This is a genomic window from Actinomadura fulvescens, assembly GCF_039533225.1.
In the GTDB taxonomy this organism is placed as follows: Bacteria; Actinomycetota; Actinomycetes; order Streptosporangiales; family Streptosporangiaceae; genus Spirillospora; species Spirillospora fulvescens.
This window is the reverse complement of record NZ_BAAATD010000010.1, coordinates 282,947-306,336: the sequence shown is the minus strand read 5'-3', so window position 1 is coordinate 306,336 and position 23,390 is coordinate 282,947. Positions and strand designations below refer to the sequence as shown.

The following is a 23,390-nucleotide window of genomic DNA, read 5'->3' as shown; positions in this document are numbered from 1 at the left end:
GCGCTAATGCGGGTTGGTGGCGAGGAGCTCCGCGAGCAGGTCATCGAGGGTCACGATGCCGGCGAAGTCGCCGTTCGCGTCGGCGACCACGGCGAGCTGCGCGCGGGCGCGACGCAGGCGGGTGACGGCGTCCAGCACCGTGGTGCCCGCGGTCAGCGCCGGTGCCGGGGTGGCCAGTTCCAGCGCACGGCGGTCGCTGGTGATGGCCGCGCGTACGTGGACGATGCCGACGACGCCGCCGGTGCCGTCACGGACCACGAGGCGGCTGTGCCCGCTCGCGGTCGCCGCGCGGCGTACCTGGGCGGCGGTGGCGTCGGCGTCGATCGTCGTCACCGACGCGGCCGGTACGACGAGATGGTCGGCCGTCGCTTCGCGCGCCGCGATGGCCCGGCGGAGCAGCTCGTGGTCGTGCCGCCCGATCAGGCCGAGGCGGCGGGACTCACCGAGGAGGTGGTTCAGCCCCTGCGCGTCGGCGTGGCTGTCCAGCTCGTCGCGCGGGGTGACCCGGACGAGCCGCAGCAGGCCGTTCGTCGTGGTGTTGAGCGCGGACAGCACCGGCCGGGAGACCTTGGCGAACGCCCGGAACGGCAGCGCGAGGATCAACGCCGCACGTTCGGGATGCGCGATGGCCCACGACTTGGGCGCCATCTCCCCGACGACCATGTGCAGGAACGTGATCACGGCGAGCGCGGTGGCCAGCGCGACGGCCTTGGTGCCCGCCTCCGGCATGCCGATGGCGTGCAGGGGTGGTTCGAGGAGGTGCTCGAAGGCCGGTTCGGTGACGATGGCGAGCCCGAGCGAGCACATGGTGATGCCGAACTGCGCGCCCGCCAGCATCAGCGAGAGTTCCTTGACGCCGGCGACCGCGGCGCTCGCGGGCCTGCTGCCACGCGCGGCGGCCCGTTCGAGCTGCGGACGGTTGGCCGCGACGAGCGCGAACTCAGCGGCCACGAAGAAACCATTGCCGACGAGCAACAGCACCGTCACCAGCAACGAGGTCAACGGGTCCATGAGACCTCCTGCCCCGAAGTAGCGGACACCACGGCGGCCCCATCGTCCACACCCTCGCCAGAGCCATCATCGGCACCGGAGCCGTCGCCAGAGGCGGGGCTGCCGTTAGCGGCGGAGCTAAGGCTGCTGCCAGGGCCGTCGCCGTGGCCAGAGCCGGTGCCGTCGCTAGCCGCAGGGCTGGCGTTGGAGGTGGAGCTAAGGCTGGCGACAGAGCCGTTGCCAGCGCTGTTGCCATGGCCGTCGTTTGGGCCCGCGCTGGTGCTGGAGGCGGAGCTAAGGCTGGTGACAGCGGTGTTGCTGTGGCTGTCGCTAGAGGTTGTGTTGGAGGCGGAGCTTGGGCTGGCGACAGAGCCGTTGCCTGGGCTGCCGCTAGAGGTCGAGCTCGGGCTGGTTACCGCGCCGTTGGCGGGGTTGTTGTCGTGGCCGTTCTTTGGATTTGTGGTGGAGGCGGTTGTCTTGCCGTTGCTCGGGGCGGTTATGGCGGCGGAGGGGGTTTCGGTGGGGGAGTCGCAGGTGGGTAGGTCGGGGGCGTCGCTGGGTGAGATTGCGCGCAGGCGGACCTGGCTGGCGACTCGGCGGGCGAGGCTGACCACTTCTAGCTCGGCCTTGCCCAGGTCGCCGGATTCGGGGTCGAAGCCGACGACGAGACGGTCGCCCGGGGCCGGCAGGCGGCGCAGTTCGGCCATGACGAGGCCCGCGAGGGTGTCGTAGGCGTCGCTTTCGGGCAGGGGCAGGCGCGTCATGCGGCTGACCTCGTCGATGCGCAGGCTCGCGTCCAGCAGCCATGAGCCGTCGGGCTCGGTGCACGGCACGGCGTCGCGGGTGTCGACCTCGTCGGTGATCTCGCCGACGAGCTCTTCGGCGATGTCCTCGAACGTGAGGATTCCGGCCAGCCCGCCGTACTCGTCCACGACGCACGCGAACTCCTCGCCGGAGTCGCGCATCTGCTCGATGACCCCGTACAGCGGCTGGCTGCCGGGCACCAGCAGCGCGGGCCGCGCGAACCGCCGGATCGGGGCGTCCTGGTCGAGGGTGTCGTCGGCGACCTCGCGGACTCCGGCGACGCCGATGACGTCGTCGACCTCCTGGCCGTACACCGGGTACGCGGTGTGGCCGGTCTCGCGGATGAGCGTCACCAGGTCGCCGACCGTGGCGTCGCCGGGCAGCGTGCGGACCTGGGGCCGCGGCACCATCACCTCGTCGGCCGTCAGGTCGCCGAACGACAGCGCGCGTTCGAGCAGGCCCGACAGGTCGGCGGGCAGGTGGCCGGCGCTGTGGGAACGGCCGATGATCTCGCCCAGGTCCTCCCGGGTGGCGCCGCCCTGCAGTTCCTCGACAGGCTCGACGCCGACCGCGCGCAGCAGGCGTTCGGCCGTACGGTCGAAGAGCCGGATCAGCGGGCCGGCGACGGTCAGGTAGACCAGGGTGGACGGCGCGAGGACCCGGGCGAGCCATTCGGCCCGGGCCAGCGCCAGGTTCTTGGGGAACAGCTCGCCCAGGACCATCTGGACCAGGGTCGCGAGCACGAAGCCGGTGGCGAGCGCGATCGCGCCCGTCGCGCCGGCGGGGACGCCCGCCACGTCGAGAAGGGGTTCGATCAGCTCGGCCAGCGCGGGCTTGGCGATGAAACCGACGACGAGCGTGGTCATCGTGATGCCCAGCTGCGCTCCGGAGAGCATGAACGACAGCCGGCCGATCACCTTGAGGGCCCGGTGCGCACCGGTGTCCCCCTGGTCGGCGGCCTGGGCCAGCCGCGCGCGGTCGGCGGCGACGTAGGCGAACTCCTGGGCCACGAAATATCCGGTCGCCGCCGTGAGAAGGACGACGGCGAGCACGCCGAGTGCCGCGGTCAGCATGGGGCACCGGGTCTATGACTGGGGTCCGACACTGCGGACTCTCAACTCCTCTCGATCGACTGCTCCCTCTGAGCAACGTCACCTCACACCAGGACGTTCCCCGAACACAAGGGTCCCCGGAGTGATGATCGCCTCATCGTGCCCCTGAAGGCCCTGGTCAGAACGTGGAAACGGCGATCATGATCCACTTTGTGCGCGTGCGGCGGGTCCGCCGGCGGCCCTTGTCGGGGAAAGTGTCACCGATCACACTGTTCGCAGGGCGTACGCCTGATTCTGGGATGGTCCGCGCCGACGGGCACGGGGCGACGGCTGAGCGAACACGGGGCCAAGGTGAGCGAGAGCGGGGCCGGGGCGGCCGCGCCCATGAGCCGGGAGGGGATCGAGCACGCCCTGGACGGCCTGCGCGAGGACAGGGAACGCATCTTGGCCGCTCTGCTCGCCGTCGACGACCACCACGGATACCGGCTGCTCACGGGCGCCCGGCTGGCCGGCGAGACCTGGCACCGGTGGACGGAGGCGCAGGAGCGGCTGGAGTTGCTGTGGCGGCTCTTCGACGAATACAGCCGGACCCTCGAAACCGCGGAGGCGCTCAACGCCCGCCTCGGACGGCGACCCCACCATGACTGCCTGATGGAGCTGACCAGGCTGCTCTCCGGTCCCTCGGTCGAGCTTCCCGGCGAGATCCCGTTGGCGAAGCGGACGCTGCTCGGTCCCGCCAGAGAACGCCTCACGCTGGACGAGACGGTCACCCTGATGGCCGACGCCTACGACAAGGCCGCCGGTGTGATCGCCGCTGCGGACGCGGCCTGGTCGGCGCTATTCGTGCCCTTGGAGGAGGCAGAGGAGAGCTGGCGCGAGACCGCGCGTCTCGTTCAGGCGCTGGAGGACGTCCGGCACGTCGAGCTCGATCGGCTGGGACGGGAGTTGTCGGCCCTCGGCCGCCTCGTTCGCACCGATCCGCTTTCGCTCATACGGGAAGGGCAGGCCGACACGGGTCGCCTTGACCGGGTGCGTGAGGGCCTCGACGCGCTGCGGGCCGAGCTGGCGAACGTGGCGCGCGTCCGGGATGAATACGCGGCGCACGCGGCACGCCTGGAAGAGGCGATCACGCGGGTGGAAGCGGCCGAACGGGACGCGCGTGACGCCCGGGCGACCGCCCTGCTCAAGATCGCGGGCGCGGCGCTGCCGGAGCCGCCGCAGACCGGTGCCGGGCTGCGCCACCGGCTCGCGGCGCTCGACGCCCTCCGCGAGTCCTGCCGCTGGACCGAACTCGCCGAACGCGCCGGCGAACTCGAACGGGCGGCGGACGAGGCGTTGGAACAGGCCTGGGCCGCCCTGCGTCTGAGTACCGGACTGCTCGACCGGCGAGGCGAGCTGCGGGGGCGGCTGGGGGCCTACCGGGCCAAGGCCGCCCGGCTCGGTTTCGCCGAGGACGAGATGCTCACGCGACTGTACGGGGAGGCCCGCGAACTTCTTTGGACGGCGCCCTGCGACCTGCGGCGGGCGACTGCCGCGGTGGCGGACTACCAGCGCGCGATCAAGGCGTGCGAGAGCGAAACGCGGAGGGCCTGATGACCACGACACCGTGCGGCCAGCCCGGATGCGGCGGGAAGGTAGGGGAGGACGGCTTCTGCGACGTGTGCGGGATGGCGCCCCTTCCGGTGCCGCCGCCCGCGAACCCCGCCGAGGCCGTCACGCCGTCGGTGGCCCACGCTCCGACCGTCGCGGCGGGGCCCGCGCCCAAGCCGTACTCGGTGGCCGCCGGCGCGGTGATCCCCGGCTGGTCGCCGCCGAGTTCCGGCGACTCCCCGGACAGCGGCGAGTCCGGCCCCTCCGCTTCGTCCGGCCCCTCTGGTTCGTCGGGCTCCTCCGGGCGAACGGCGGCGTCCTGGGCCATGTCCGGCACCGGCTCCAGCGGCTCGTCCAGGCGCGGCATGCTCGGCGCCGGGCTGGTCGACGTGCCGCCCGTTCCGTACCGCGACCCGGCCTCGGCCGTCATGGACCGCCCGGAGGTGCCGGAGAGCCGCCGCTTCTGCAGCCGCTGCGACGAGCCGGTCGGCCGTGGCCGCGACGGGCGTCCCGGCCGTACCGAGGGCTTCTGCCGCGGTTGCGGCCATCCGTTCTCGTTCACGCCCAAGCTGAAGAAGGGCGAGCTGATCGGCGGTCAGTACGAGGTGCTCGGCTGCCTCGCGCACGGCGGCCTCGGCTGGATCTACCTGGCCCGCGACCACAACGTGAGCGCCCGCTGGGTCGTGCTCAAGGGCCTGCTCGACACCGGCGACGCCGATTCGCTGGCCGCCGCCACCGCCGAACGCGCGTTCCTCGCCGAGGTCGAGCACCCCAACATCGTCAAGATCTACAACTTCGTGCAGCACGGCGGCAGCGGTTACATCGTCATGGAGTACGTCGGCGGCCAGTCCCTCAAGGACATCCTGGTCCGCCGCCGTCACGAGGAGGGCGAGGACGCGGCCCTCCCCCTCGGCCAGGTCATCGCGTACGGCCTTGAGGTGCTGCGGGCGCTCGGCTATCTGCACGGCGTCGGGCTCCTCTACTGCGACTTCAAGCCCGACAACGCCATCCAGTCCGAGGAACAGCTCAAGCTGATCGATCTCGGCGGGGTCCGCCGCGCGTTCGACGTCAACAGCCCGATCTTCGGCACGCCCGGCTACCAGGCTCCGGAGATCTCCGAACGGGGTCCGTCCATCACGTCCGACCTCTACACGGTCGGGCGCACGCTGGCGGTTCTCAGCTTCTGCTTCCGCGGCTACACCGGCCGCCACGTGCGCAGCCTGCCGCCCCGGCACGACGTGCCGATCTTCCAGCGGCACGAGTCGTTCCACCGGCTCCTGCGCCGCGCCACCCATCCCGACCCCGCAGGTCGTTTCCAGAGCGCCGCGGAGATGGCCGATCAGCTCACCGGAGTCCTCCGCGAGGTCCTCGCCACCGAGGACGGCCGGCCGCGCCCGGCCCCCTCCTCGCTCTTCGGCCCCGAACAGTCCGTGGCCGGCACCGAGATCGTCGACGCGATGGCCGCCGACACGTTCTCCCTCGCACTCCCCGCCGCCGCCCAGACCGCAGCCCGCATCCCCGCGCAGGCCGCCGCCCAGACCCCCGCCCAGACCCCCGCCCAGACCGCCGCTCAGACTGCCGTGAGCGCTCCTCCCGGCAGGCCATCACAAAGCGTCAACGGAGCCGGACGGGTGCTGGCGGCCCTGGACGCGAGGGCCGCGGCCGCCGCGCTGCCCGTGCCGCTGGTCAACAGCGCGGACCCGGCGGCCGGGTTCCTGACGGGCCTGACGGCTCGCGATCCCGGCGAGCTGGCGGCGGCGCTGGCCACACCCTCCGTACCCTCGCTGGAGGTCACCCTGGCGCTGGCCCGCGTACGGATCGAGCTCGGCGAGCTCACCGAGGCCGCCCACATGCTCGACGGCATAGCCGACGACAATCCCGACGACTGGCGCGTGGACTGGTACCGCGGCGTCGCAGCGCTGGCCGGGCGGCGGTTCGACGAGGCGATCAGGGTCTTCAACCGGCTGTACGACCTGATGCCGGGGGAGACGGCGCCCAAGCTCGCCCTCGCGTTCGCCCACGAGTGCAAGGGGGCGGACGAGAAGGCCGGGTACTACTACGAGCTCGTATGGCGGACCGACCCCACCTACGTGAGCGCCGCGTTCGGTCTCGCCCGCGTACGGCTCGCCTCCGGTGACCGGATCGCTGCCGAACAGGTGCTGGACTCCGTTCCGCCGATCTCCAGCCACTATCTGACCGCGCAGCTCGCCGCCGTCGCGGCCGTGGTGCGCGGCAGGGGAGCGGGCGAGCTCGGCGGCGACGAGCTGGTGGAGGCCGGGCGCCGGCTGGAGACGCTGCGCCTGGACACCGAGCGTTACGCGAGGTTCGCCGCCGAGGTTCTGGAGGCGGGTCTCGGCTGGGTACGGGCGGGCCGAGCCGGCGCGGGAACGAAGCAGACCGAACTCCTCGGTGCCCCGCTCTCCGAGATCATGCTGCGTCGGAAACTGGAGGCGACGTACCGCCTGCTGGCCAAGCTGGCCGAAGGCCCGGGCGACAGGCACGAGCTGGTCAAACGGGCCAACTCCGTACGGCCGAGGACGTTGTTCTGAGATGGCCCGGGGCGATGACGTGACCCCCACGGGGCGGGCGAGCACGTCACCAGCCGAGGGCTGCCACGACTGCGGCGAGCCGTTGAACGCCGATGACCGGTTCTGCGAGGCCTGCGGCATGCCGAGTGATCTCGTGGTCGCGGCGCCCCGGAAACCGGAGGGTGCGCGCCAGGCCTGCGCGGACTGCGGCGCGGAGGCGGTCGACGCGGACGGTTACTGCGGCGCCTGCGGATTGCGCCAGCCCCACGGCCGCGAACGCGTCGAGCTCACCGTCACCCGGGACGGGACGGTCTCCGCACACCCCGCGCCTGATGGCTCGGCGGCCGGGATCAGTGACCGCGGCCTGCGGCGGAGCCGGAACGAGGACGCCCTCGCCCTCGCCTGCCTCGCCCTCCCCCAGCCTGTTCCGGCGCCCGGCGGGCAACTGGCCGCGCGTGGTTCGATGCCGCAGGGCAAGACGCCCACTGAACGGCTCGTCTGCGCGGTCGTGTGCGACGGCGTGGCGTCCGCGCCGGGTTCGGAGGAGGCCGCGAGGATCGCCGCCGACACCGGTATCGCGACGCTCGTACGCCGGTTGTCGCTCGGCGCGGACCCGGAGAACGCCACGCGCGCGGCGGTGACACGGTCGGCCCGCGCCGTCGCCGGACTGCCGGGCTCCGACCACAACTCCCCTGCCTGCACGTACGTCTCGCTCGTGGTCGGCGCAGACACCGTTACCGTCGGCTGGGTCGGTGACAGCCGCGCCTACTGGCTCCCAACCGCCACCACCAGCACAAACCCGTCGGCTACATCCGGCACGCCAGCCGCCCGGAGAAACGCGGACGAGGCGGAGGTCGCGGGCCCGGGCGTTCTGCTCACGTTGGACGACTCGTGGGCGGTGCGGATGGTGGCCAGCGGGGAGCTGACCGAGGACGCCGCGTTCGCCGACCCGCGGGCGTACCTGCTGACCGGCTGGCTGGGAGCCGACGTGGCGTCGGTCGAGCCGCATGTGACCACGTTCGAGCCGGGCTGTCCCGGGCTGGCCGTCGCGTGCAGCGACGGGCTGTGGAACCACCTTCCCGAGCCGGACGCGCTCGCGGCCGCCGTGTGGGAGGAGCCGGACGGCGATCCCCTCGGGGCGGCGCGGCGTCTGGTCCGGGCGGCGCTGGACGCGGGCGGCCACGACAACGTCACGGTGGCGCTCATCCCGTACCCGCCGGCCTCCGCCTCCGCCTCCGCCTCCGCCTCCGCCTCGGCCTCCGCCCATCGACCACCGAGGCCGCCGACCGACCCTGCCAGGGAGCCCCTCTCATGAGCGACCTTCCCGAGTTCACGATCAAAGTCGACCAGAATCCCTACCTTCCGGACGGCGGCCGGGAGATGCACGCCGTCGTCACCGTCGAGGCCACCGGGGCGGCGGCCGGCACGCCCCGGCCGTCCACCGCCGAGGCCGCGGAGATCATCATCATCGACACCTCGGGGTCCATGTCGTACTCCGGGAAGATGGCCGCCGCCAAGCGCGCGGCCAAGGCGGCGCTGAACGTGCTTCGCGACGGCGTGCACTTCGCCGTCGTCGCCGGAGCGAACCAGCCGCGCATGGTCTATCCCCTGGGCGAACGCCTCGTCCGGGTGTCCGACAAGACGCGGCACGACGCGCAGGCCGCGGTGTCCAAGCTGGACGCGGCCGGGGGCACGGCGATCGGGACCTGGCTGAGGATGGCCGACCGCCTGTTCGCCGAGCATCGTGCCGCGATCCGGCACGCGATCCTGCTCACCGACGGCAAGAACCAGCACGAGCCGGCGGAGGAGCTCGACGCGGCCCTGCGGACGTGCGCGGGGAGCTTCGTCTGTGACGCGCGCGGCGTGGGAACGGACTGGGAGGTCGCCGAACTGCGCAAGATCTCGTCGGCGTTGCTGGGAACCTTCCTGGACGTGCCCGACCCCCAGGACCTGGAACGCGACTTCCTGGAGATGACCCGGGCGGCGATGGGCAAAGAGGTCGCCGACGTGATGTTGCGGGTGTGGACTCCGCAGTTCGCCCGGCTGAAATTCCTCAAGCAGATGACCCCGACCGTCGAGGACCTGACCGAACGGCGGCAGGGGTCGGGGAAGCAGACGGCGGACTATCCGCTCGGGGCCTGGGGCGCCGAAGACCGCGAATACCACCTGTGCGTCGAGGTCGAACCCGGAGACGTGGGACGGCAGATGCGCGCGGCCTGGGTGAAGCTCGTCGTGCCGGGAGGCGGTACGGACGAGGTGCTCGCGTCCGGCAACGTGCTCGCCGAATGGACGGACGACGAGGCCAAGTCGACCCGCATCAACGGACGCGTGGCGATCCACACCGGGCAGTCGGAGCTCGCCGACGCGATCCAGGAAGGCCTCGAAGCCCGCCGTACGGGTGACGAGGAGACGGCGACGGCCCGGCTCGGCCGCGCGGTCGTGCTGGCCAACAGGGTCGGGAACGAACAGATCGCCGGGCTGCTCGATCGCGTCGTCGACGTGGTCGATCCCGAGTCCGGGACCGTACGCCTGAAGAAGGACGTGTCCAAGGCCGACGAGATGTCGCTCGACACGCGTTCGGTCAGAACGGTGCGGACCCGTCAGGGCGGCGACACTCCCGCGGACCGGCAGCAGGGCGGGGGCTGACCACCATGCCGCTCTGCCCACGCGGACACGACTCGGGCGCCGACGACTACTGCGACGTCTGCGGTGACCTGATGCCGGCCGCGGCCCCGGCCCCGGCTCTGGGCGCCGGGACCGCGTCCGGCGCGGAGGAGTGCCCGCACTGCGGTACGCCTCGCAACGGCGCGTTCTGCGAGGTGGACGGGTACGACTTCGAGCACAGGACGCTTCCCCGCGCGGTCTCCCCGGACCCCGGCCTCACCGGCCAGGCCACGCAGTTGCTCCAAGACCCGATGGCACGCTTCGCCCCACCTCCGTCCCCGTCCCCGTCCCCGCCCTCGTCGCCGCAGCGGCCGGAGATCCCGCGAACGACCATCGGGGTTTCCTCGCCCACGGGCTGGTCGGTGCTGATCGCCGCAGACCGCGACTACTACGAGACGATGATGGCCTTGGGTGGGCCGGAGGCGGCGGCGCTCCAGTTCCCCCCGTACTGTCCCGACCGCTGGATACCGCTGATCGGCGAGCAGATCCGCATCGGCCGCCGGAGCGCCTCGCGGGCGCTCTTCCCGGAGATCGACCTGTCGACGCCGCCCGAGGACCCGGGCGTCTCGCACGTCCACGCGATCCTGCTCGCCCAGCCGGACGGCACCTGGGCGCTGGTCGATCCGGGTTCGACCAACGGCACGACGGTGAACGGCGCGACGGAGCCGATCGCCGTCAACGTGCCCGTCCCGGTCGGTGCCGGCGACCGCATCCACGTCGGCGCCTGGACCACCATCACGCTGTTCCTCGAAGGAGAGAACCGCCGATGACGACGAAGTCCGAGAGCGAGACCCGGCCGGAGGCCGCGACCGCGCCGGCGACGCCGCCCACCGCGCCCACCGGGCGCCACGCCGCGCGCCGGTTCCCGGGCGACCTCCCTGACCTGCGGCGGCCTTCGGGGATCGCCGCGCGGCTCCGGACGTTCCTGCGGGCGCGGTGGCTCGGCACCATCCCCGGCAGGATCCGCGCCTACGCGGCCCTCGCCCTGGCGGGCGTCGCCGTCCTGCTCGCGGTGCTGAGCGTGGCGATCGGCAGCGCGCGCGACGGCGTGCAGACGATCGGCCACGACGCGGGGCCGCGGGTCGTGGCGACCGGCTCGCTCTACTTCGCGCTCAGCGACATGGACGCCCAGGTCGCGAACGTCCTGCTGATCGGGCGGCAACACGACCTCGGGATCGGGTACGACGAGGCGCTGCGGCGGTACGAGGTGCGCCGGGTCGAGGCCGGGCAGGCGGCGGTGCAGGCGGCCCAGCTCGCCGGCGACAACGTCCACATGCAGCGGACGGTGCGCGAGGTGCTCGACGGGATCGGCCGGTACGAGCGGCTCGTCGGCGAGGCCATGGTCCTCGACCGGCAGGCGAACCACGCCGCGGGCAAGCTTCCGCAGCAGGTCATCGACACCTACCGCCGCGCCACCGACCTGATGAAGTCGGAACTGCTGCCCAAGGCGTACAACCTCACGCTCGACAGTGGCGCGACCGTGCGGCAGTCGTACGAGAGCAAGCGCACGGCCATCGAGTCCGGCCGTACCTGGGTCGCGATCACCGGCGCCCTGCTGCTGGCCGCGCTCGTGGTGCTGCAGGTCTACCTCGCGGGGCGGTTCCGGCGGCTGGTCAATCCGGCGCTCGCCCTCGCGACGGCCGTCGCGTTCGTGCTCGTGGCCGTGAGCGTCGGCCTGCTGTCCGCGCAGGCCGGGCATCTCAGGAAGGCCAAGGAGGACGGGTTCGACTCGGTCCTCGCGCTGTCGCGGGCCCGGGCCATCAGCCACAGCGCGTTCGCCGACGAGAGCCGCTACCTCCTCGATCCCGGACGGGCCGACACCTACGAGCAGACCTATCTCGACAAGTCGCTCGCGGTGCTCTTCGTCGACCCCAAGGACAGGCCCGTCAACCTGGAGACCTACTACGCACGCCTGCCGGAGGTGCTGCGCGCCTTCGACCCCGGCCGTGACCGGGGCGCGTTCCTCGGGTTCTTCGGGAACGAGGCCGACCGGGTCCGTCCCGGCCAGGAGACGGCCGCGCTCAACGACACGCTCCGCGCGTACCAGAAAATCATCGAGAACGACCAGAAGATGCGGCGGCTCGCCACCGGCGGCGACCGGAACGGGGCCATCACGCTCCGGATGGGCCGCGAGTCGGGGGCGATCAAGGATTTCGACGACTACGACCGGGCGCTGGTCCGGCTGGCGGAGGCCCACCGCGCGGCGTTCGACCAGGCCATCAGGGACGGCGACGGAGGGCTGGGCGGCTGGAACGTGATCCCGGTGGGGGCGGCCGTCGTCATCGCCGGGCTGGTCCTCGCCGGGGTCCGGCCCCGGCTGGCCGAGTTCCGCTGACGTGACCAGAGGAGACGAGAAGCATGCGCACTGCACGCGTCGCCGCCGCCGCGATCCTGCTCGCCGCGACCGCCCTGGCCGGCTGCGGGCTGAACGGCGAGGCCGACGAGGGCTCGATCCTCCACAAACGGTCGCTGGTGATCGGCGTGAAGGAGGACCAGCCGAGCCTCGGCCTCAAGCGCCGCGACGGCACGTACGAGGGCTTCGACGTGGACGTGGCCAGGTACGTCGCGGGCAAGCTCGGCGTGCCGCCGGACCGGGTCACCTTCCGGACGACGCCGTCCTCGGAACGGGAGGCCGCGCTCGCCTCCGGCAAGGTCGACATGATCTTCGCGACGTACTCCATCACCGCCCAGCGCAAGACCAAGGTCACGTTCGGCGGGCCGTACTACGTGCCGCACCAGGACACGCTGATCCGCGGCGACGACTCCTCGATCAAGAACGTGCGCGACCTCAAGGACAAGCGGCTGTGCGCGGTGAAGGGCTCCAACTCCTGGAAACGCGTCACCGAGGAACGGAAGATCGCCGCGAAATCGGTCGAGGCCGCCAACTACGGGGAATGCCTGACCATGCTGCTCGCCGACCGGGTCGACGCCATCTCCACCGACGACCTCATCCTCGCGGGCTTCGCCGTCGGCCGGCCCCTCAAGATCATAAACGCGCCGTTCACCGACGAGAAGTACGGCATCGGCCTCAGGAAGGGGGATCTGGCCGCCTGCGAGGCCGTCAACAGGGCCGTCATCCAGATGTACCAGGAGGGCAAGGCCAAGGAGTACCTCGAAAAGTGGTTCAGCAAGTCCGGCCTGCGGCTCACGACCAGCGTTCCCCAGTTCGAGGGCTGCACCTGACCCGGGGTCGTCAGGGTGTGGTCGTGGAAGGGAACGTGGCGAGGGCTTCGCCGACCGTGTCGTAGATGGGAACGAACTTGTCGATGCCCGTGATGCGGAACACTCGCCGCACGCGTTCGGGCAGGCCGACGAGCGCCATGACGGTGCCGCGCTCTCCGGCCCGCCGGTTGGCCGCGACGACCGCGTTCAGGCCCGTCGAGTCGCAGAAGGTGACGCGCCGCATGTCCACGATCATCGGCCCGCCCGTGTCGACCACGTCGAACATGGCCTTCTCGAACTTCTGGCGCGACACCACGTCGATCTCACCCCGCACCCGCAGGAGGGTGCAGCGATCGTCATGCATCAGCTGAACGTCGAAGTCCATGGGTCTACCTCACACCCTCAGTCAGGAGTGGACCTGTGACCCTGCCCCAATGACTCAACAGGATTGCGCACCTGTTGGGCCTTTCCAAGCGCTTCCGGGGAATAGGTCCAGGTCGTCAGGGTGGGGTACCGGCCCGTATTCAGCGGGTGCAGCCGACCTTGCCGAGGTCCGGATTCTCGGCCAGGGATCCGTCTGCCGCCCTCCGGAAGCGATAGGCGGAGCAGTGGTAGAAGGACAGCTGGTCGTTCCTCCGCAGAGTGACCGGCGCCCATTGGCCGACGGCGACCGGTTCCAGATAACGGAACGACTGACCAAGGAGAACGTCGTCCGCGGCGGGGTCATGCTTCAGGTATTTCGCCAACCACGCCTGGGTGTAGACGCTCGACAACGCCTGTCCGTAGCGCGACGCGGGCAGCACCAACGGGATGTCGGTGTAGTCCAAGTGCGTGGCGGCACGCGGGACGACGAGCATGCTGTCCACATTGGCGGCGGCCCAGGTGTCGTAACCCGTCTTTCGCTCGCGGTACGGGTCGGGTGCCTTGTCCGGTGAGCATCCCTCGCACGAGTCGTACGCCTGCGGCAAGAAGGAGTAGTCGGCTTGTAGTGCGAGCGCGGGAACGACGGGCTTGCCCACCGGCCACGCCTTGTCGCTGCGCAACCCGAGCTTGTCGAGCGCGACGACGGTCTGGATACGGGAATCGACGGTCTGCAGGTAGGAGACGGCAGCGGCCCCGTAGGAATGGCCGATGACGGCGATCCGGCTCGTCCGGCCGGGGGTGACGCTGCGCGTGTCCGGACTGCGGTCGTAGAGCTGCCAGAGCGGGTTGTGGCTGTCGACGGACGCCGAGCCGGCTCCCGGATTGCGCCAAGGCGAGGCCGGAGTCGACTGGAAGAAGCTGAGCGCGTCCTCGGTGCCGTACCTGAAGTTCGCGCCCTGCTGTGAGATGACTCCAGGACAGCCGGACTGTTCGCCCGGCAGCGGCGCGGCCGACGGGTCGCAGAGCGGGAGGTCCTCGACGGGGCCCTGGTGCGGGAGCGTCTCGCTGCGTCCCTGGCCCTGGACGTCGTAGGTCATGACGACGTAGCCGCGCTCGGCGAGGTCCTGGGCGAGCCAGGTGTACATGCGCTCGGTGCCCTGGACCGAGCCCGTGGTGATCACCACACCGGGGAACGGGCCGGAGTGCCGGACGCCGGTGTACGGATCGCGGGCGCCGGGCAGCGGCGCGTACATCGTGCCCTTGATCAACGCGCCGTACCGGTTGGTGTAGCTGATCGGCACCGCCCGGCCGCGCCGTCCCGACCAGCCCTCGCGCAGCGGGTTGCCGAGGTTGGCGGGCGGGAAGATCATGCCGAGCGTGACGCTGGGCCGGTTGAGCCGCCGGGCCTGGTCGGCCCAGTCGGCCAGCGTCTTCGGGCCGACCTGGGTGGCGAGCGCGGTGAGGTAGGGCAGGCTGCGCAGCTGGCCGCCGGGCCCGAAGATCCGGCCCCAGGCATCGCGCTGGTTCTGGGCGTCCCGTTCGCGGTACGCGGGTGTCCCTGGCTGCGGGCTTTCGGCGAAGGCGGAGACGGAGGCCAACGCGGAGACGGAGGCCGAGGCGGAGACGGAGGCCAACGCGCCAGCGGGGGCGATCATGCTGGCGGACGCCGCGAGAACGGTGAGCGCCGCCACGCCGGGCACGCCCTTGACGAGGAGCCGGAGGCCACGGCGTTCTCGGCCCGGTCGTACGGTCATCGTCGCCTCCACCGCCCGATACCGCCCGTATTGGGCGCATGATCGAGTTTGGGGCCAAGGGTAGAGCGGTGGTGTGGGGCGTGCCAGCGGGCAGGTGGTGGTTCCGGTGGCCGGGATGGGTCACGCCATCGCCCCCGGCACACTCGAAAACCTACGCGCGAGAAACTTACTCAAGGGTAGGAAATGGCGGGCCGATTGGATCGGCGGTCCAATATTGCGGCCGTTCCGAGGCCGGTTCTTGGTGTGACTAATCTTTCGACCAACCCTCCTGACCTGCGGTTCGTCCATTCCTGGCAGTCCGGCGATGACAAGAATGGGGATGGTGGAGCGGGCTCGGATCGGTATGGGCGTTACAGTGTCGGTGCCGAATTCAGGAGGCTGGGTGTTCTACACGTTCATGACCCTCGTGGTCCGTCCGATCCTGTGGGTGCTTTTCCGCCCCCGGGTCATCGGTGGCGAGAACGTTCCGGACTACGGTCCGATCATCGTGGCCAGCAACCACCTGTCGTTCATCGACAGCTTCATCATCCCGCTGGCCATCCCCCGCCCGGTGACCTACATCGCGAAGGCCGACTACTTCACCGGCCGGGGCCTCAAGGGGCGCTTCGTCCGCTGGTTCATGACCAACCTCGGGCACGTGCCGGTGAAGCGCGGCGCCCAGCGCGCCGCGATGGGCGCGCTGGAGCAGGCGGTCGAGATCCTCGACAACAGCGGCGCGTTCGCCGTCTACCCGGAGGGCACCCGATCGCCGGACGGCCGGCTGTACCGCGGTCGCACCGGTCTGGGCTGGCTGGTGCTGGCGTCCGGCGCGCGCGTGCTGCCCGTCGGCCTTGAGGGCACCGAGAAGATCCAGCCCATCGGCGCCTCGCTGCCGCGTCCGTTCGGCCCGCGCCCCACCGTGCGGATCGGTCCGCCGATCGACTTCACGCACTACGGGGACCTCGCGCCGGCCAAGGCGAGGCGGGCCATCACCGACGAGGTCGTCGAGACGATCCAGAAGCTCTCCGGACAGGAGTACGCCGGCGTCTACAACGACCGTGCCGACGGCTCCGCGCCGCCCGCCGGCTGACCCGCTCCGTTCAGCCCTCCATCCCTGCGTCCCTCCGTCCCAGTCCGATCGTGGTGTGTCTGGGTCGACTTGGACCAAGGGCGTGTCGTCTGCACCGTCTTGCACCGAGTGCGCCTAGGGTCACCCGCATGGCGGCGCAGAAGGTCCTTCCGATCGTGGTGATCCTGACGGCGACGGCGGCCGTGTCCGCCTGCAGCGGTGGCGGCGACGAGCGCTTCGAGCCGGTGCGGGCGACCGGGCGGGCGGCGCTGGCGGGCACCGGTTACACGTCCGACCAGCTTGAACAGGCCCTGCTCCTCGACGTGCCCGGCTACCAGCGCACCGGCGAGCCCGACTCCGGGGAGTACGGGGCGCTCAAGGCCGTGCAGAACTCCGCGCAGCTGCAGCGCCAGGCCAGGCTGGACAAGCCGCGCTGCGCCGGCGCCGCGAACAGTTCGTTGCGCGCCGTCGACGCGGGTCTCCCGGCGGCCGTCGCGACGTTCTCGCGCGGCAGCGGCCAGATCGCGACGGAGACGCTGGTGGCGATGCCCACGGAGGCCGCCGAACGCCTCGTCGGCAACCGCGTGCCCGTCGGATGCGCGACGTTCCGTACCAGGGTCGGGGCGCAGTGGTCCGAGCACCAGATCGTCGAGACGCCGCCCGGCACGATCGGCGAGGGTTCGCGCACCGTCGGGATCACGACGGTGTCCGGCAACTCGCACACCAGGGCGTGGTACGTGACCCTGCGCGGCCGCCGCTACCTCGCCACCGTCAGCCTGTACGGGCCGAACGCCACCCGCGCCGACGCCGAACTCCTCGCCCGCCACGCGTACGACCAGGCGCAGCGAATCCTCCCCTGACGATCTCGCGGTCGCCGAAGGCGGCCGTGAACCGTGCCCTGACGATCTTGCGGTCGCCAGAGGCGGCGTCCAGCGGATACCGTTCACCTGCGGGCCCCGCCGACGTCGCACACCGCGGCGCGTTCGGCCCGCGGACGGCCACGTGAGCGAGCGGGAGAGACCTTGATCGGCAAGGAGGGCCGGGTCACCGGCAGGATCGGCCCCGGCCTGGTCGGGGAGGTCATGATCCCGATCCGCGGCGGGGTGGAGGCGTTCTACGCCCATCCGGTCGACCCCCGCGACGAGATCCTGGTCGGCACCATCGTCGTGGTCGTCGAGTACCACCCGCCGCGCACCGTCTACGTGGCTCAGGCGTTCGGCGGCTGAACCCCGCCGGTTCCGCCGCCTCCTCCGCCTCCTCCGGCTCGTCCTGCGCGGATGCGAACCGACTGGACCTCCCCTGCGTCTATTCTGCGACGCCGATTCGCGCAGTCTGTCGCTGATCGCACCAGTCCGGTCCTGTAGGAGGTCCTATGCCCTTGATCGCTGTGGTGGCGATAGCCGCCGTCGCCGCCATCGTCCTGCTCATCATCTTGTTCAAGATGGTCTGGCGGGTGGCCGAGCCGAACGAGGCGCTGATCATCTCCGGGCTCGGGGCCAGGTCCAAGCCGATCGACGGGGTGGACAGCCTCGGTTTCAAGATCGTGACAGGCAAGGGCACCTCGGTGCTGCCGGGCTTCCAGGTCTCCCGCCGCCTGCGCCTCGACAGCCGGGCGGCCAACCTCGAGGTCAGCTGCGTCACCCAGCAGGGCATCCCGGTCAAGGTGCGCGGCGTGGTCATCTACAAGGTCGGCGACGACTTCGTCTCGATCGCCAACGCCGCCCGCCGCTTCCTGGAGCAGCAGGGTTCGATGGACGGCGCGATCCACGAGCTGTTCACCGGTCATCTGCGTTCGATCATCGGCAACCTGACCGTCGAGGACCTGATCCTTAACCGCGAGCGGCTCACCGGGGAGACCCGCAGCTCGGCCGCCGACGAGATGAACAAGCTCGGGCTGGTGGTCGACTCGCTGCAGATCCAGGAGATCGACGACGAGACCGGCTACATCATGAACCTGGGCCGCCCGCACGCCGCCAAGGTCTCCGCCGCCGCCCGGATCGCCGAGGCCGAGCGGAACCAGGAGGCCACCCAGCGCGAGCAGGAGGCCTTGCGGGAGAACGCGGCCGTGATCAGGGACACCGAGATCAAGAAGGCCGAGTACGAGGGGCAGGTCCAGCAGGCGGCCCAGCAGGCCCGCCAGGAGGTCATCCTCAAGGAGACCCGCAACGCCGAGCTGGAGGCCGAGCGCACCGAGAAGCGCCTGGAGAGCGAGATTCGCAAGCCCGCCGACGCCCGCGCCTACGAGCAGGTCAAGCTGGCCGAGGCCGAACGTGAGGAGCGCATCGCGCACGCGCAGGCCGCCGCCACCGAGGTCCAGCTCAGGGCACAGCGCGAAGCCGAGGCGACCCGCCTGCACGGTGAGGCCCAGGCCGACGCCATCAAGCGCAAGGGTCTGGCCGAGGCCGACGCGATCCGCGCCCGTGCCGACGCCCTGGCGGTGAACCAGGAGGCCGTCATCGCGCAGCAGCTCGCCGAGCAGTGGCCGCAGATCGTCGAGGCCGGCGCCAAGGTGTTCGGCAACGTCGACAACATGGTCGTGCTGAACGGCGCCGACGGCATCGAGGACATGCTCGCCAAGGCGCTCACCCTGGGCGGCACCGGCCTGGGCGTGGCCCGCACGCTCCTCAACAACATGAACGGCTCCAACGGATCGAACGGCTCCAAGGGGAGCGAAGTGGCGAACGGCGCCGCGGTGGCGCCCAAGCCCATCGAGGAGAGCACCGCCGTCCCGACGGTGAAGAAGTCCCCCGACGCCTGACCCGCAAGACCGGGCGCGACCGCGACAAGACGGGCCGTGGGCACGACCGCCCACGGCCCGTCCGCATTTCGGTTGATTAGGGTCGTCGCCATGACCGAACCAAGCTTCGTCCGTACGACGCGGACGTTCTATGACGCCGTGGCCGTCGACTATGCCGAGCGCTACAAGGACCAGCTCGACACCGTGCCGCTGGACCGGGCTCTGCTCGCCGCGTTCGCGGAGCTGGCCGGGGGCGCCGGTCCGGTGGCCGACCTCGGTTGCGGTCCCGGCCGCATCACGGGGCACCTGCGTTCGCTCGGCGTGGACGTGTTCGGTGTCGATCTGTCGGCGGAGATGGTCGCCCTCGCGCGGCGGACGTTGCCGCAGATCCGGTTCGAGCAGGGATCGATGGCCGACCTGGACGTGCCGGACGGCTCGCTCGCCGGTGTCGTCGCCTGGTACTCGATCATCCACACGCCGGCCGAACGGCTGCCGGCGGTGTTCGCGGAGTTCCACCGGGTGCTCGTTCCGGACGGCCCGCTGCTGGTGGCCTTCCAGGTGGGCGAGGAGCCGCTGCACATCGCGGAGCCGTTCGGCCACCAGGTGGCGCTCGATTTCAACCGCCTGTCGCCGGACCACGTCACCGGCCTGCTGCGGCAGGCGGGCTTCCAGATGATCGCGCGTACGCAACGCGAACCGGAGGAGGGCGAGAACGTGCCGCAGGCCTTCCTCCTGGCCCGCAAGACCAAGGACTAACGGGCGGCGGCCGGGAAACACTCACCACCATGTTCGACGATCTCGATCTTGATGCCCTGCGGAGCCGCCCAGGCGTGAAGTGGGCCAAGGCCCGGCCCGGGGTGCTGCCCGCCTGGATCGCCGACATGGACTTCCCGGCCGCCGCTCCGATCAGGGAGACGCTGGAACGGCAGGCCACCGGCGTGCTCGGCTACCCGACGTGGATCGAGGAGCCCGAGACGCATCCGCTGAGGGCGGCCTTCGCCGAACGGATGCGGAGTCTCTACGGGCTCACGTTCGACCCCGCCCACGTCCGCGTCTACACCGAGCTGATCCAGTCCCTCCAGATCGTGCTCCACGTCGCGACCCGGCCTGGCGACGCGGTGGCGATGCACACGCCCAGCTACCCGCCGTTCCTGCGGACCCTCACCGACATGAAGCGCCGCCTCGTGCCCATCCCCATGGCCGACGACGGCACCGGCTGGACCTTCGACGCCGAACGCCTGGCGGACGACGTCGCCCGCACGGGATGCCGCGCGCTGGTGCTGGTCAACCCGCACAACCCCACCGGCCGGGTGCTGACGCACGAGGAACTGGCCGCGATCGCGGAGATCGCCGAACGCCATGACCTCCTCGTCGTCTCCGACGAGATCCACGCCGAGCTCACCTACGCGCCGCATCGGCACGTCCCGTTCGCCACGCTCAGTCCCGACCGCACGGTGACCCTGTCGTCGGCCAGCAAGAGCTTCAACCTCGCCGGGCTCCGCTGCTCGGTGGCCCATATCGGCGACGCGCGCGTACGCCGGGCACTGGACGCCCAGCCACCCGCGCTCTTCGGGGAGGTGAGCTTCCTCAGCGTGCTGGCCACCCTCGCCGCCTGGGAACGCGGCGACGCGTGGCTGTCAGAGACGCGGCACATCCTGACCCGGAATCGCCGGCTCGTCGCCGACGGCCTGCCGAGCGGAATACGGCATCACGTCCCCGAGGCGACCTATCTGGCCTGGCTTGACTGCCGCAAGCTCGGCCTCGGTCCCGATCCGAGCAGGTTCTTCCTCGACCACGCCGACGTCCTGCTCAGCCAGGGCCCGACCTTCGGCCCGGGCGGCGAAGGATTCACCCGGCTCAACTTCGCCACGTCCGCCCCGGTGCTGGAAGAGATCCTCACCCGCGTCCGCACCGCCGTGGAGCACCGCACCGGTACCTGACTCCCGCGCCGGTACCTGATCCCACCCCTCCGGTGCTGGATCGAGACGGGTGACCCTACGGTGGCCGAACCGCCGAAACGATGGACGGGAAGGCTTTCGTTCCGCTAAGGATGCGGGGTATGACCGCTTTGGTTCTCGGCCCCCTGCTACGTCACGTCGGAGATCGGACGGCGACGGTGTGGGTGGAGGCCGATCGTGCCGGCGAGGTGCGCGTCTTCAATGAGGAACGCGGCCTCGACGCCTCCGCCCGTACGTTCACGGTGCACGGCCATCACTACGCGCTCGTCGAGATCGGCGGGCTCGAACCCGGTTCGGACACCCCGTACTCGGTGGCGATCGACGGAGAGACCGTGTGGCCGGACGAGGTGACGCGGTTCCCGCAGAGCCGGATCCGCACGCTCGACCCCGCCGGGAAACTGCGGATCTCGTTCGGCTCCTGCCGCAGGTCACCGGACAAGGCGAACGAGCACGGCATCGACGCGCTCGCCGCGTACGCGCACCGGCTCGCCGAGGCGGACCCGGCCGAGCACTGGCCGAACGCGCTGCTGATGGTCGGCGACCAGGTGTACGCCGACGAGCTCAGCGACGAGATGCGCGCGTTCATCCGGAGCCGCCGCGACCCGGCCGAGCCGCCGGTCGGGGAGCTCGCCGACTTCGAGGACTACACCTACCTCTACAAGCTGGCCTGGCACGAGGACCCGGCGGTGCGGTGGCTGCTGTCCACGGTGCCGACACTCACGATCTTCGATGACCACGACATCCGCGACGACTGGAACACCTCCTACACCTGGCGGCGGCAGATGTGGGCCCAGCCGTGGTGGCGGGCCCGCATCACCGGCGGCATCGGCTCGTACTGGATCTACCAGCACCTGGGCAACCTGTCGCCGGAGGAACGGGCGAACGACCCGGTCTACGAGGCGGTACGGGCCGCGTCCGCCGACGGCGGCGACGCGGGCAAGATCGTCGACGAGTTCGCGGAACGCGCGGACAAGGACCCCGCGTCCGCCCGCTGGAGCTACGCGCACGACCTCAACGGCACCCGGCTGATCGTCGTGGACAGCCGCTGCTCACGCCTGCTGACCGGGGACCGCCGCGGCATGCTCGACGACGGCGAGTTCCAGTGGCTGGACGAGCAGTGCCAGGGCGGCGTGGACCACCTCCTGATCGCCAGTTCGCTGCCGTACCTGCTGCCGCGCGCGATCCACCACGCCGAGGCGTGGAACGAGGCGATGGCGGAGGGCGCCTGGGGGCCGCGTGCCGCCCGGCTCGGCGAGAAGCTCCGGCAGGGCGCCGACCTGGAGCACTGGGCCGCGTTCGAGAAGTCGTTCCGCGAGGTCGCGCAGGACGTGGTCGCCGTCGGCGACGGCCGCCGCGGCACGGCGCCGGCGACCATCTCGTTCCTGTCCGGCGACATCCACTACTCCTATCGGGCCCAGGTCACCGCCCCGCACACCCAGTCGGTGATCTCCCAGATCGTGTGCTCGCCGCTGCGCAACCCGCTGGTGGGCAAGTTCCGCCTGGCGAACAGGTTCGCTTCCCTGCGGGCCACCGGCGCTCCGTTCCGCCTGCTGGCCAAACTCGCCAAGGTGCCCAGGCCGCCCCTGTCGTGGAAGCGCACCGAAGGCCCCTGGTTCGACAACGCCATCTGCACGGTCGAGCTCAAGGACCGCGACTGCCGCGTTCGCTGGGAGACCCCGGAGTCCGAGACCTCCCTCGCCGAGCTGGGTCGCGTCGACATCCGCTGAGGCCGTCCGGATTCCGGCCGCGTCCCTGTACACCGGCCGGAATCCGGGCGCCGGCCGGCAAGCCAGGACGACGCCGGCCGGCAAGCCAGGACGACGTCAGTCAGCAAGCCAGCACTTCGAGCAGGCACAACGCCTCGGTGAGTGATTCCGGCAGGCGCTCGACCCAGACGAGGACGCCTTGGCCGCCGAGGGGACAGTGGCCCTTGGCGGAGGTCTCGGTGAGCAAGCGGCGGAGCGAGTCGAGGGCCGGCTCCAGCCGCGGGCCGACGGGCACCAGCGCCGCGGCACGGCCGGTACCGACCAGGGTCAGCGTCTCGCCGCCCGCGAAGACCGTACGCAGATCATGCGCCACCACGACCGCGCCCGCCAGCCGCCGCCACGGCTCGGACCCGTCCGGCAGGTCGACCACCACCAGGCAGTGCGTGTCGGGCACCGCCGTCCCGGCCGCGTCGCCGAGAGCGGCCGCCTGCCGGTAGATCTCGCTGACCCTGCCGCGGAGGTACGAGAGCGTCATCAGCCCCGTGAGAGGGTCCTCGCAGGACTCGGCGGCGAGTTCCATCAGCCCGGAGTCCACCCAGCCCTCCGCCGTGCAGCGCACGAGCGACAGGGGAGGGTCGGGCCAGCTGAGGACGGCGAACAACGCCCCCAGATCGTCCAGCGTCTCCCCGATGCCGATTCCGGCCCTCCCGCGTGCCCGGCCGAGCCGCGCGCACGCGACGGCCATGCCAGGGCCCGTACGGGCCGCGGTGACGACGGCCTCGACAGCCGGACTCCACCAGTCGGCGGGCACGGACCAGCCCGCCTCCATGCTGCGGCTACGCCAGCGCTCCCGCAGCTCGTCCGCGCCCAGCACCGCCTTGTCGCTCGGGAGCGGCGCGCTCCAGAGGTACCCCATCCCCGCCTCCGCTCGCCGTATCGATCTTGGAGAACGGCCAGGTCGGCGCGTTCTCCCAGACCTTTGACGGCGAACCGATGTGGTCATGACGCGGTTTGAGGAATCATCTTCCCGCGAC

19 protein-coding genes are annotated in these 23,390 nt (G+C 71.2%); 14 read left to right on the top strand and 5 right to left on the bottom strand.

The window, feature by feature from the left end; genetic code table 11:
* Positions 1–3: 3 nt before the first annotated feature.
* Both ABD333_RS33250 and ABD333_RS33245 read right to left on the bottom strand, forming a co-directional pair.
* Positions 4–1,011, bottom strand: coding sequence for a hemolysin family protein (locus tag ABD333_RS33250; RefSeq protein WP_344546506.1), 1,008 nt, complete (start codon positions 1,009–1,011; stop codon positions 4–6).
* Complete coding sequence (locus ABD333_RS33245; protein ID WP_344546505.1) at positions 999–2,867, bottom strand: CNNM domain-containing protein; 1,869 nt, start codon at positions 2,865–2,867, stop codon at positions 999–1,001. The genes ABD333_RS33250 and ABD333_RS33245 overlap by 13 nt, the downstream gene beginning before the upstream one ends.
* A 330-nt stretch (positions 2,868–3,197) precedes the next feature.
* On the opposite strand from ABD333_RS33245, the gene ABD333_RS33240 reads away from it, so the two are divergent.
* The 7 genes from ABD333_RS33240 to ABD333_RS33210 are packed head-to-tail and all read left to right on the top strand — an operon-like array spanning position 3,198 to position 12,811.
* On the top strand, positions 3,198–4,439 hold the full coding sequence (locus ABD333_RS33240; RefSeq protein ID WP_344546504.1) for a hypothetical protein: 1,242 nt from the start codon (positions 3,198–3,200) through the stop codon (positions 4,437–4,439).
* Complete coding sequence (locus ABD333_RS33235; RefSeq protein WP_344546503.1) at positions 4,439–6,985, top strand: serine/threonine-protein kinase; 2,547 nt, start codon at positions 4,439–4,441, stop codon at positions 6,983–6,985. Before ABD333_RS33240 ends, ABD333_RS33235 begins: the two co-directional genes overlap by 1 nt.
* A gap of 19 nt (positions 6,986–7,004) precedes the next feature.
* Positions 7,005–8,279, top strand: a complete 1,275-nt coding sequence (locus ABD333_RS33230) for a PP2C family protein-serine/threonine phosphatase (protein ID WP_344546502.1) — start codon at positions 7,005–7,007, stop codon at positions 8,277–8,279.
* The gene (locus ABD333_RS33225) at positions 8,276–9,610 is read left to right on the top strand and encodes a VWA domain-containing protein (protein WP_344546501.1); all 1,335 of its coding nucleotides are present in this window, start codon (positions 8,276–8,278) and stop codon (positions 9,608–9,610) included. Before ABD333_RS33230 ends, ABD333_RS33225 begins: the two co-directional genes overlap by 4 nt.
* A 5-nt stretch (positions 9,611–9,615) precedes the next feature.
* Positions 9,616–10,398: an FHA domain-containing protein gene (locus ABD333_RS33220; RefSeq protein WP_344546500.1), complete on the top strand. Its 783-nt coding sequence runs from the start codon at positions 9,616–9,618 to the stop codon at positions 10,396–10,398.
* Entirely contained in the window at positions 10,395–11,963 is a 1,569-nt protein-coding gene (locus tag ABD333_RS33215; RefSeq protein ID WP_344546499.1) for a hypothetical protein, read from the top strand. The genes ABD333_RS33220 and ABD333_RS33215 overlap by 4 nt, the downstream gene beginning before the upstream one ends.
* Before the next feature lie 23 nt (positions 11,964–11,986).
* Complete coding sequence (locus tag ABD333_RS33210; RefSeq protein WP_344546498.1) at positions 11,987–12,811, top strand: glutamate ABC transporter substrate-binding protein; 825 nt, start codon at positions 11,987–11,989, stop codon at positions 12,809–12,811.
* Positions 12,812–12,821: 10 nt separating this feature from the next.
* Here the strand turns inward: ABD333_RS33210 and ABD333_RS33205 are convergent, their stop codons facing one another.
* Positions 12,822–13,175 carry an STAS domain-containing protein gene (locus tag ABD333_RS33205; RefSeq protein ID WP_344546497.1) on the bottom strand — a complete coding sequence of 118 codons (354 nt, stop codon included), beginning with the start codon at positions 13,173–13,175 and terminating at the stop codon, positions 12,822–12,824.
* 139 nt (positions 13,176–13,314) lie between these two features.
* On the bottom strand, positions 13,315–14,907 hold the full coding sequence (locus ABD333_RS33200) for an alpha/beta hydrolase family protein (protein WP_344546496.1): 1,593 nt from the start codon (positions 14,905–14,907) through the stop codon (positions 13,315–13,317).
* Between the two features lie 382 nt (positions 14,908–15,289).
* On the opposite strand from ABD333_RS33200, the gene ABD333_RS33195 reads away from it, so the two are divergent.
* The 7 genes from ABD333_RS33195 (at position 15,290) to ABD333_RS33165 (ending at position 22,377) form a co-directional block, all read left to right on the top strand.
* A complete protein-coding gene (locus ABD333_RS33195; RefSeq protein ID WP_344546495.1) occupies positions 15,290–15,976 on the top strand; it encodes a lysophospholipid acyltransferase family protein in 687 nt (228 codons plus the stop codon).
* 128 nt (positions 15,977–16,104) lie between these two features.
* Entirely contained in the window at positions 16,105–16,815 is a 711-nt protein-coding gene (locus ABD333_RS33190; RefSeq protein ID WP_344546494.1) for a hypothetical protein, read from the top strand.
* A gap of 162 nt (positions 16,816–16,977) precedes the next feature.
* The gene (locus ABD333_RS33185) at positions 16,978–17,181 is read left to right on the top strand and encodes a hypothetical protein (RefSeq protein WP_344546493.1); all 204 of its coding nucleotides are present in this window, start codon (positions 16,978–16,980) and stop codon (positions 17,179–17,181) included.
* Between the two features lie 146 nt (positions 17,182–17,327).
* Positions 17,328–18,713, top strand: a complete 1,386-nt coding sequence (locus ABD333_RS33180; protein WP_344546492.1) for an SPFH domain-containing protein — start codon at positions 17,328–17,330, stop codon at positions 18,711–18,713.
* Positions 18,714–18,803: 90 nt separating this feature from the next.
* Complete coding sequence (locus ABD333_RS33175; protein WP_344546491.1) at positions 18,804–19,448, top strand: class I SAM-dependent DNA methyltransferase; 645 nt, start codon at positions 18,804–18,806, stop codon at positions 19,446–19,448.
* Between the two features lie 29 nt (positions 19,449–19,477).
* Positions 19,478–20,632, top strand: a complete 1,155-nt coding sequence (locus ABD333_RS33170; RefSeq protein WP_344546490.1) for a MalY/PatB family protein — start codon at positions 19,478–19,480, stop codon at positions 20,630–20,632.
* Between the two features lie 119 nt (positions 20,633–20,751).
* Positions 20,752–22,377, top strand: a complete 1,626-nt coding sequence (locus ABD333_RS33165; RefSeq protein ID WP_344546489.1) for an alkaline phosphatase D family protein — start codon at positions 20,752–20,754, stop codon at positions 22,375–22,377.
* A gap of 100 nt (positions 22,378–22,477) precedes the next feature.
* On the opposite strand, the gene ABD333_RS33160 is transcribed toward ABD333_RS33165, so the two are convergent.
* Positions 22,478–23,272 carry a hypothetical protein gene (locus ABD333_RS33160; protein WP_344546488.1) on the bottom strand — a complete coding sequence of 265 codons (795 nt, stop codon included), beginning with the start codon at positions 23,270–23,272 and terminating at the stop codon, positions 22,478–22,480.
* Positions 23,273–23,390 lie beyond the last annotated feature (118 nt).

Bases quoted from the DNA above. Each gene is read 5' to 3' on its own strand.
- ABD333_RS33225 (WP_344546501.1), top strand. From the start codon at position 8,276: ATGAGCGACCTTCCCGAGTTCACGATCAAAGTCGACCAGAATCCCTAC.
- ABD333_RS33160 (WP_344546488.1), bottom strand. From the start codon at position 23,272: ATGGGGTACCTCTGGAGCGCGCCGCTCCCGAGCGACAAGGCGGTGCTG.
- ABD333_RS33250 (WP_344546506.1), bottom strand. From the start codon at position 1,011: ATGGACCCGTTGACCTCGTTGCTGGTGACGGTGCTGTTGCTCGTCGGC.
- ABD333_RS33200 (WP_344546496.1), bottom strand. From the start codon at position 14,907: ATGACCGTACGACCGGGCCGAGAACGCCGTGGCCTCCGGCTCCTCGTC.
- ABD333_RS33190 (WP_344546494.1), top strand. From the start codon at position 16,105: ATGGCGGCGCAGAAGGTCCTTCCGATCGTGGTGATCCTGACGGCGACG.
- ABD333_RS33210 (WP_344546498.1), top strand. From the start codon at position 11,987: ATGCGCACTGCACGCGTCGCCGCCGCCGCGATCCTGCTCGCCGCGACC.
- ABD333_RS33170 (WP_344546490.1), top strand. From the start codon at position 19,478: ATGTTCGACGATCTCGATCTTGATGCCCTGCGGAGCCGCCCAGGCGTG.
- ABD333_RS33235 (WP_344546503.1), top strand. From the start codon at position 4,439: ATGACCACGACACCGTGCGGCCAGCCCGGATGCGGCGGGAAGGTAGGG.
- ABD333_RS33215 (WP_344546499.1), top strand. From the start codon at position 10,395: ATGACGACGAAGTCCGAGAGCGAGACCCGGCCGGAGGCCGCGACCGCG.
- ABD333_RS33180 (WP_344546492.1), top strand. From the start codon at position 17,328: ATGCCCTTGATCGCTGTGGTGGCGATAGCCGCCGTCGCCGCCATCGTC.
- ABD333_RS33205 (WP_344546497.1), bottom strand. From the start codon at position 13,175: ATGGACTTCGACGTTCAGCTGATGCATGACGATCGCTGCACCCTCCTG.
- ABD333_RS33220 (WP_344546500.1), top strand. From the start codon at position 9,616: ATGCCGCTCTGCCCACGCGGACACGACTCGGGCGCCGACGACTACTGC.
- ABD333_RS33165 (WP_344546489.1), top strand. From the start codon at position 20,752: ATGACCGCTTTGGTTCTCGGCCCCCTGCTACGTCACGTCGGAGATCGG.
- ABD333_RS33175 (WP_344546491.1), top strand. From the start codon at position 18,804: ATGACCGAACCAAGCTTCGTCCGTACGACGCGGACGTTCTATGACGCC.
- ABD333_RS33245 (WP_344546505.1), bottom strand. From the start codon at position 2,867: ATGCTGACCGCGGCACTCGGCGTGCTCGCCGTCGTCCTTCTCACGGCG.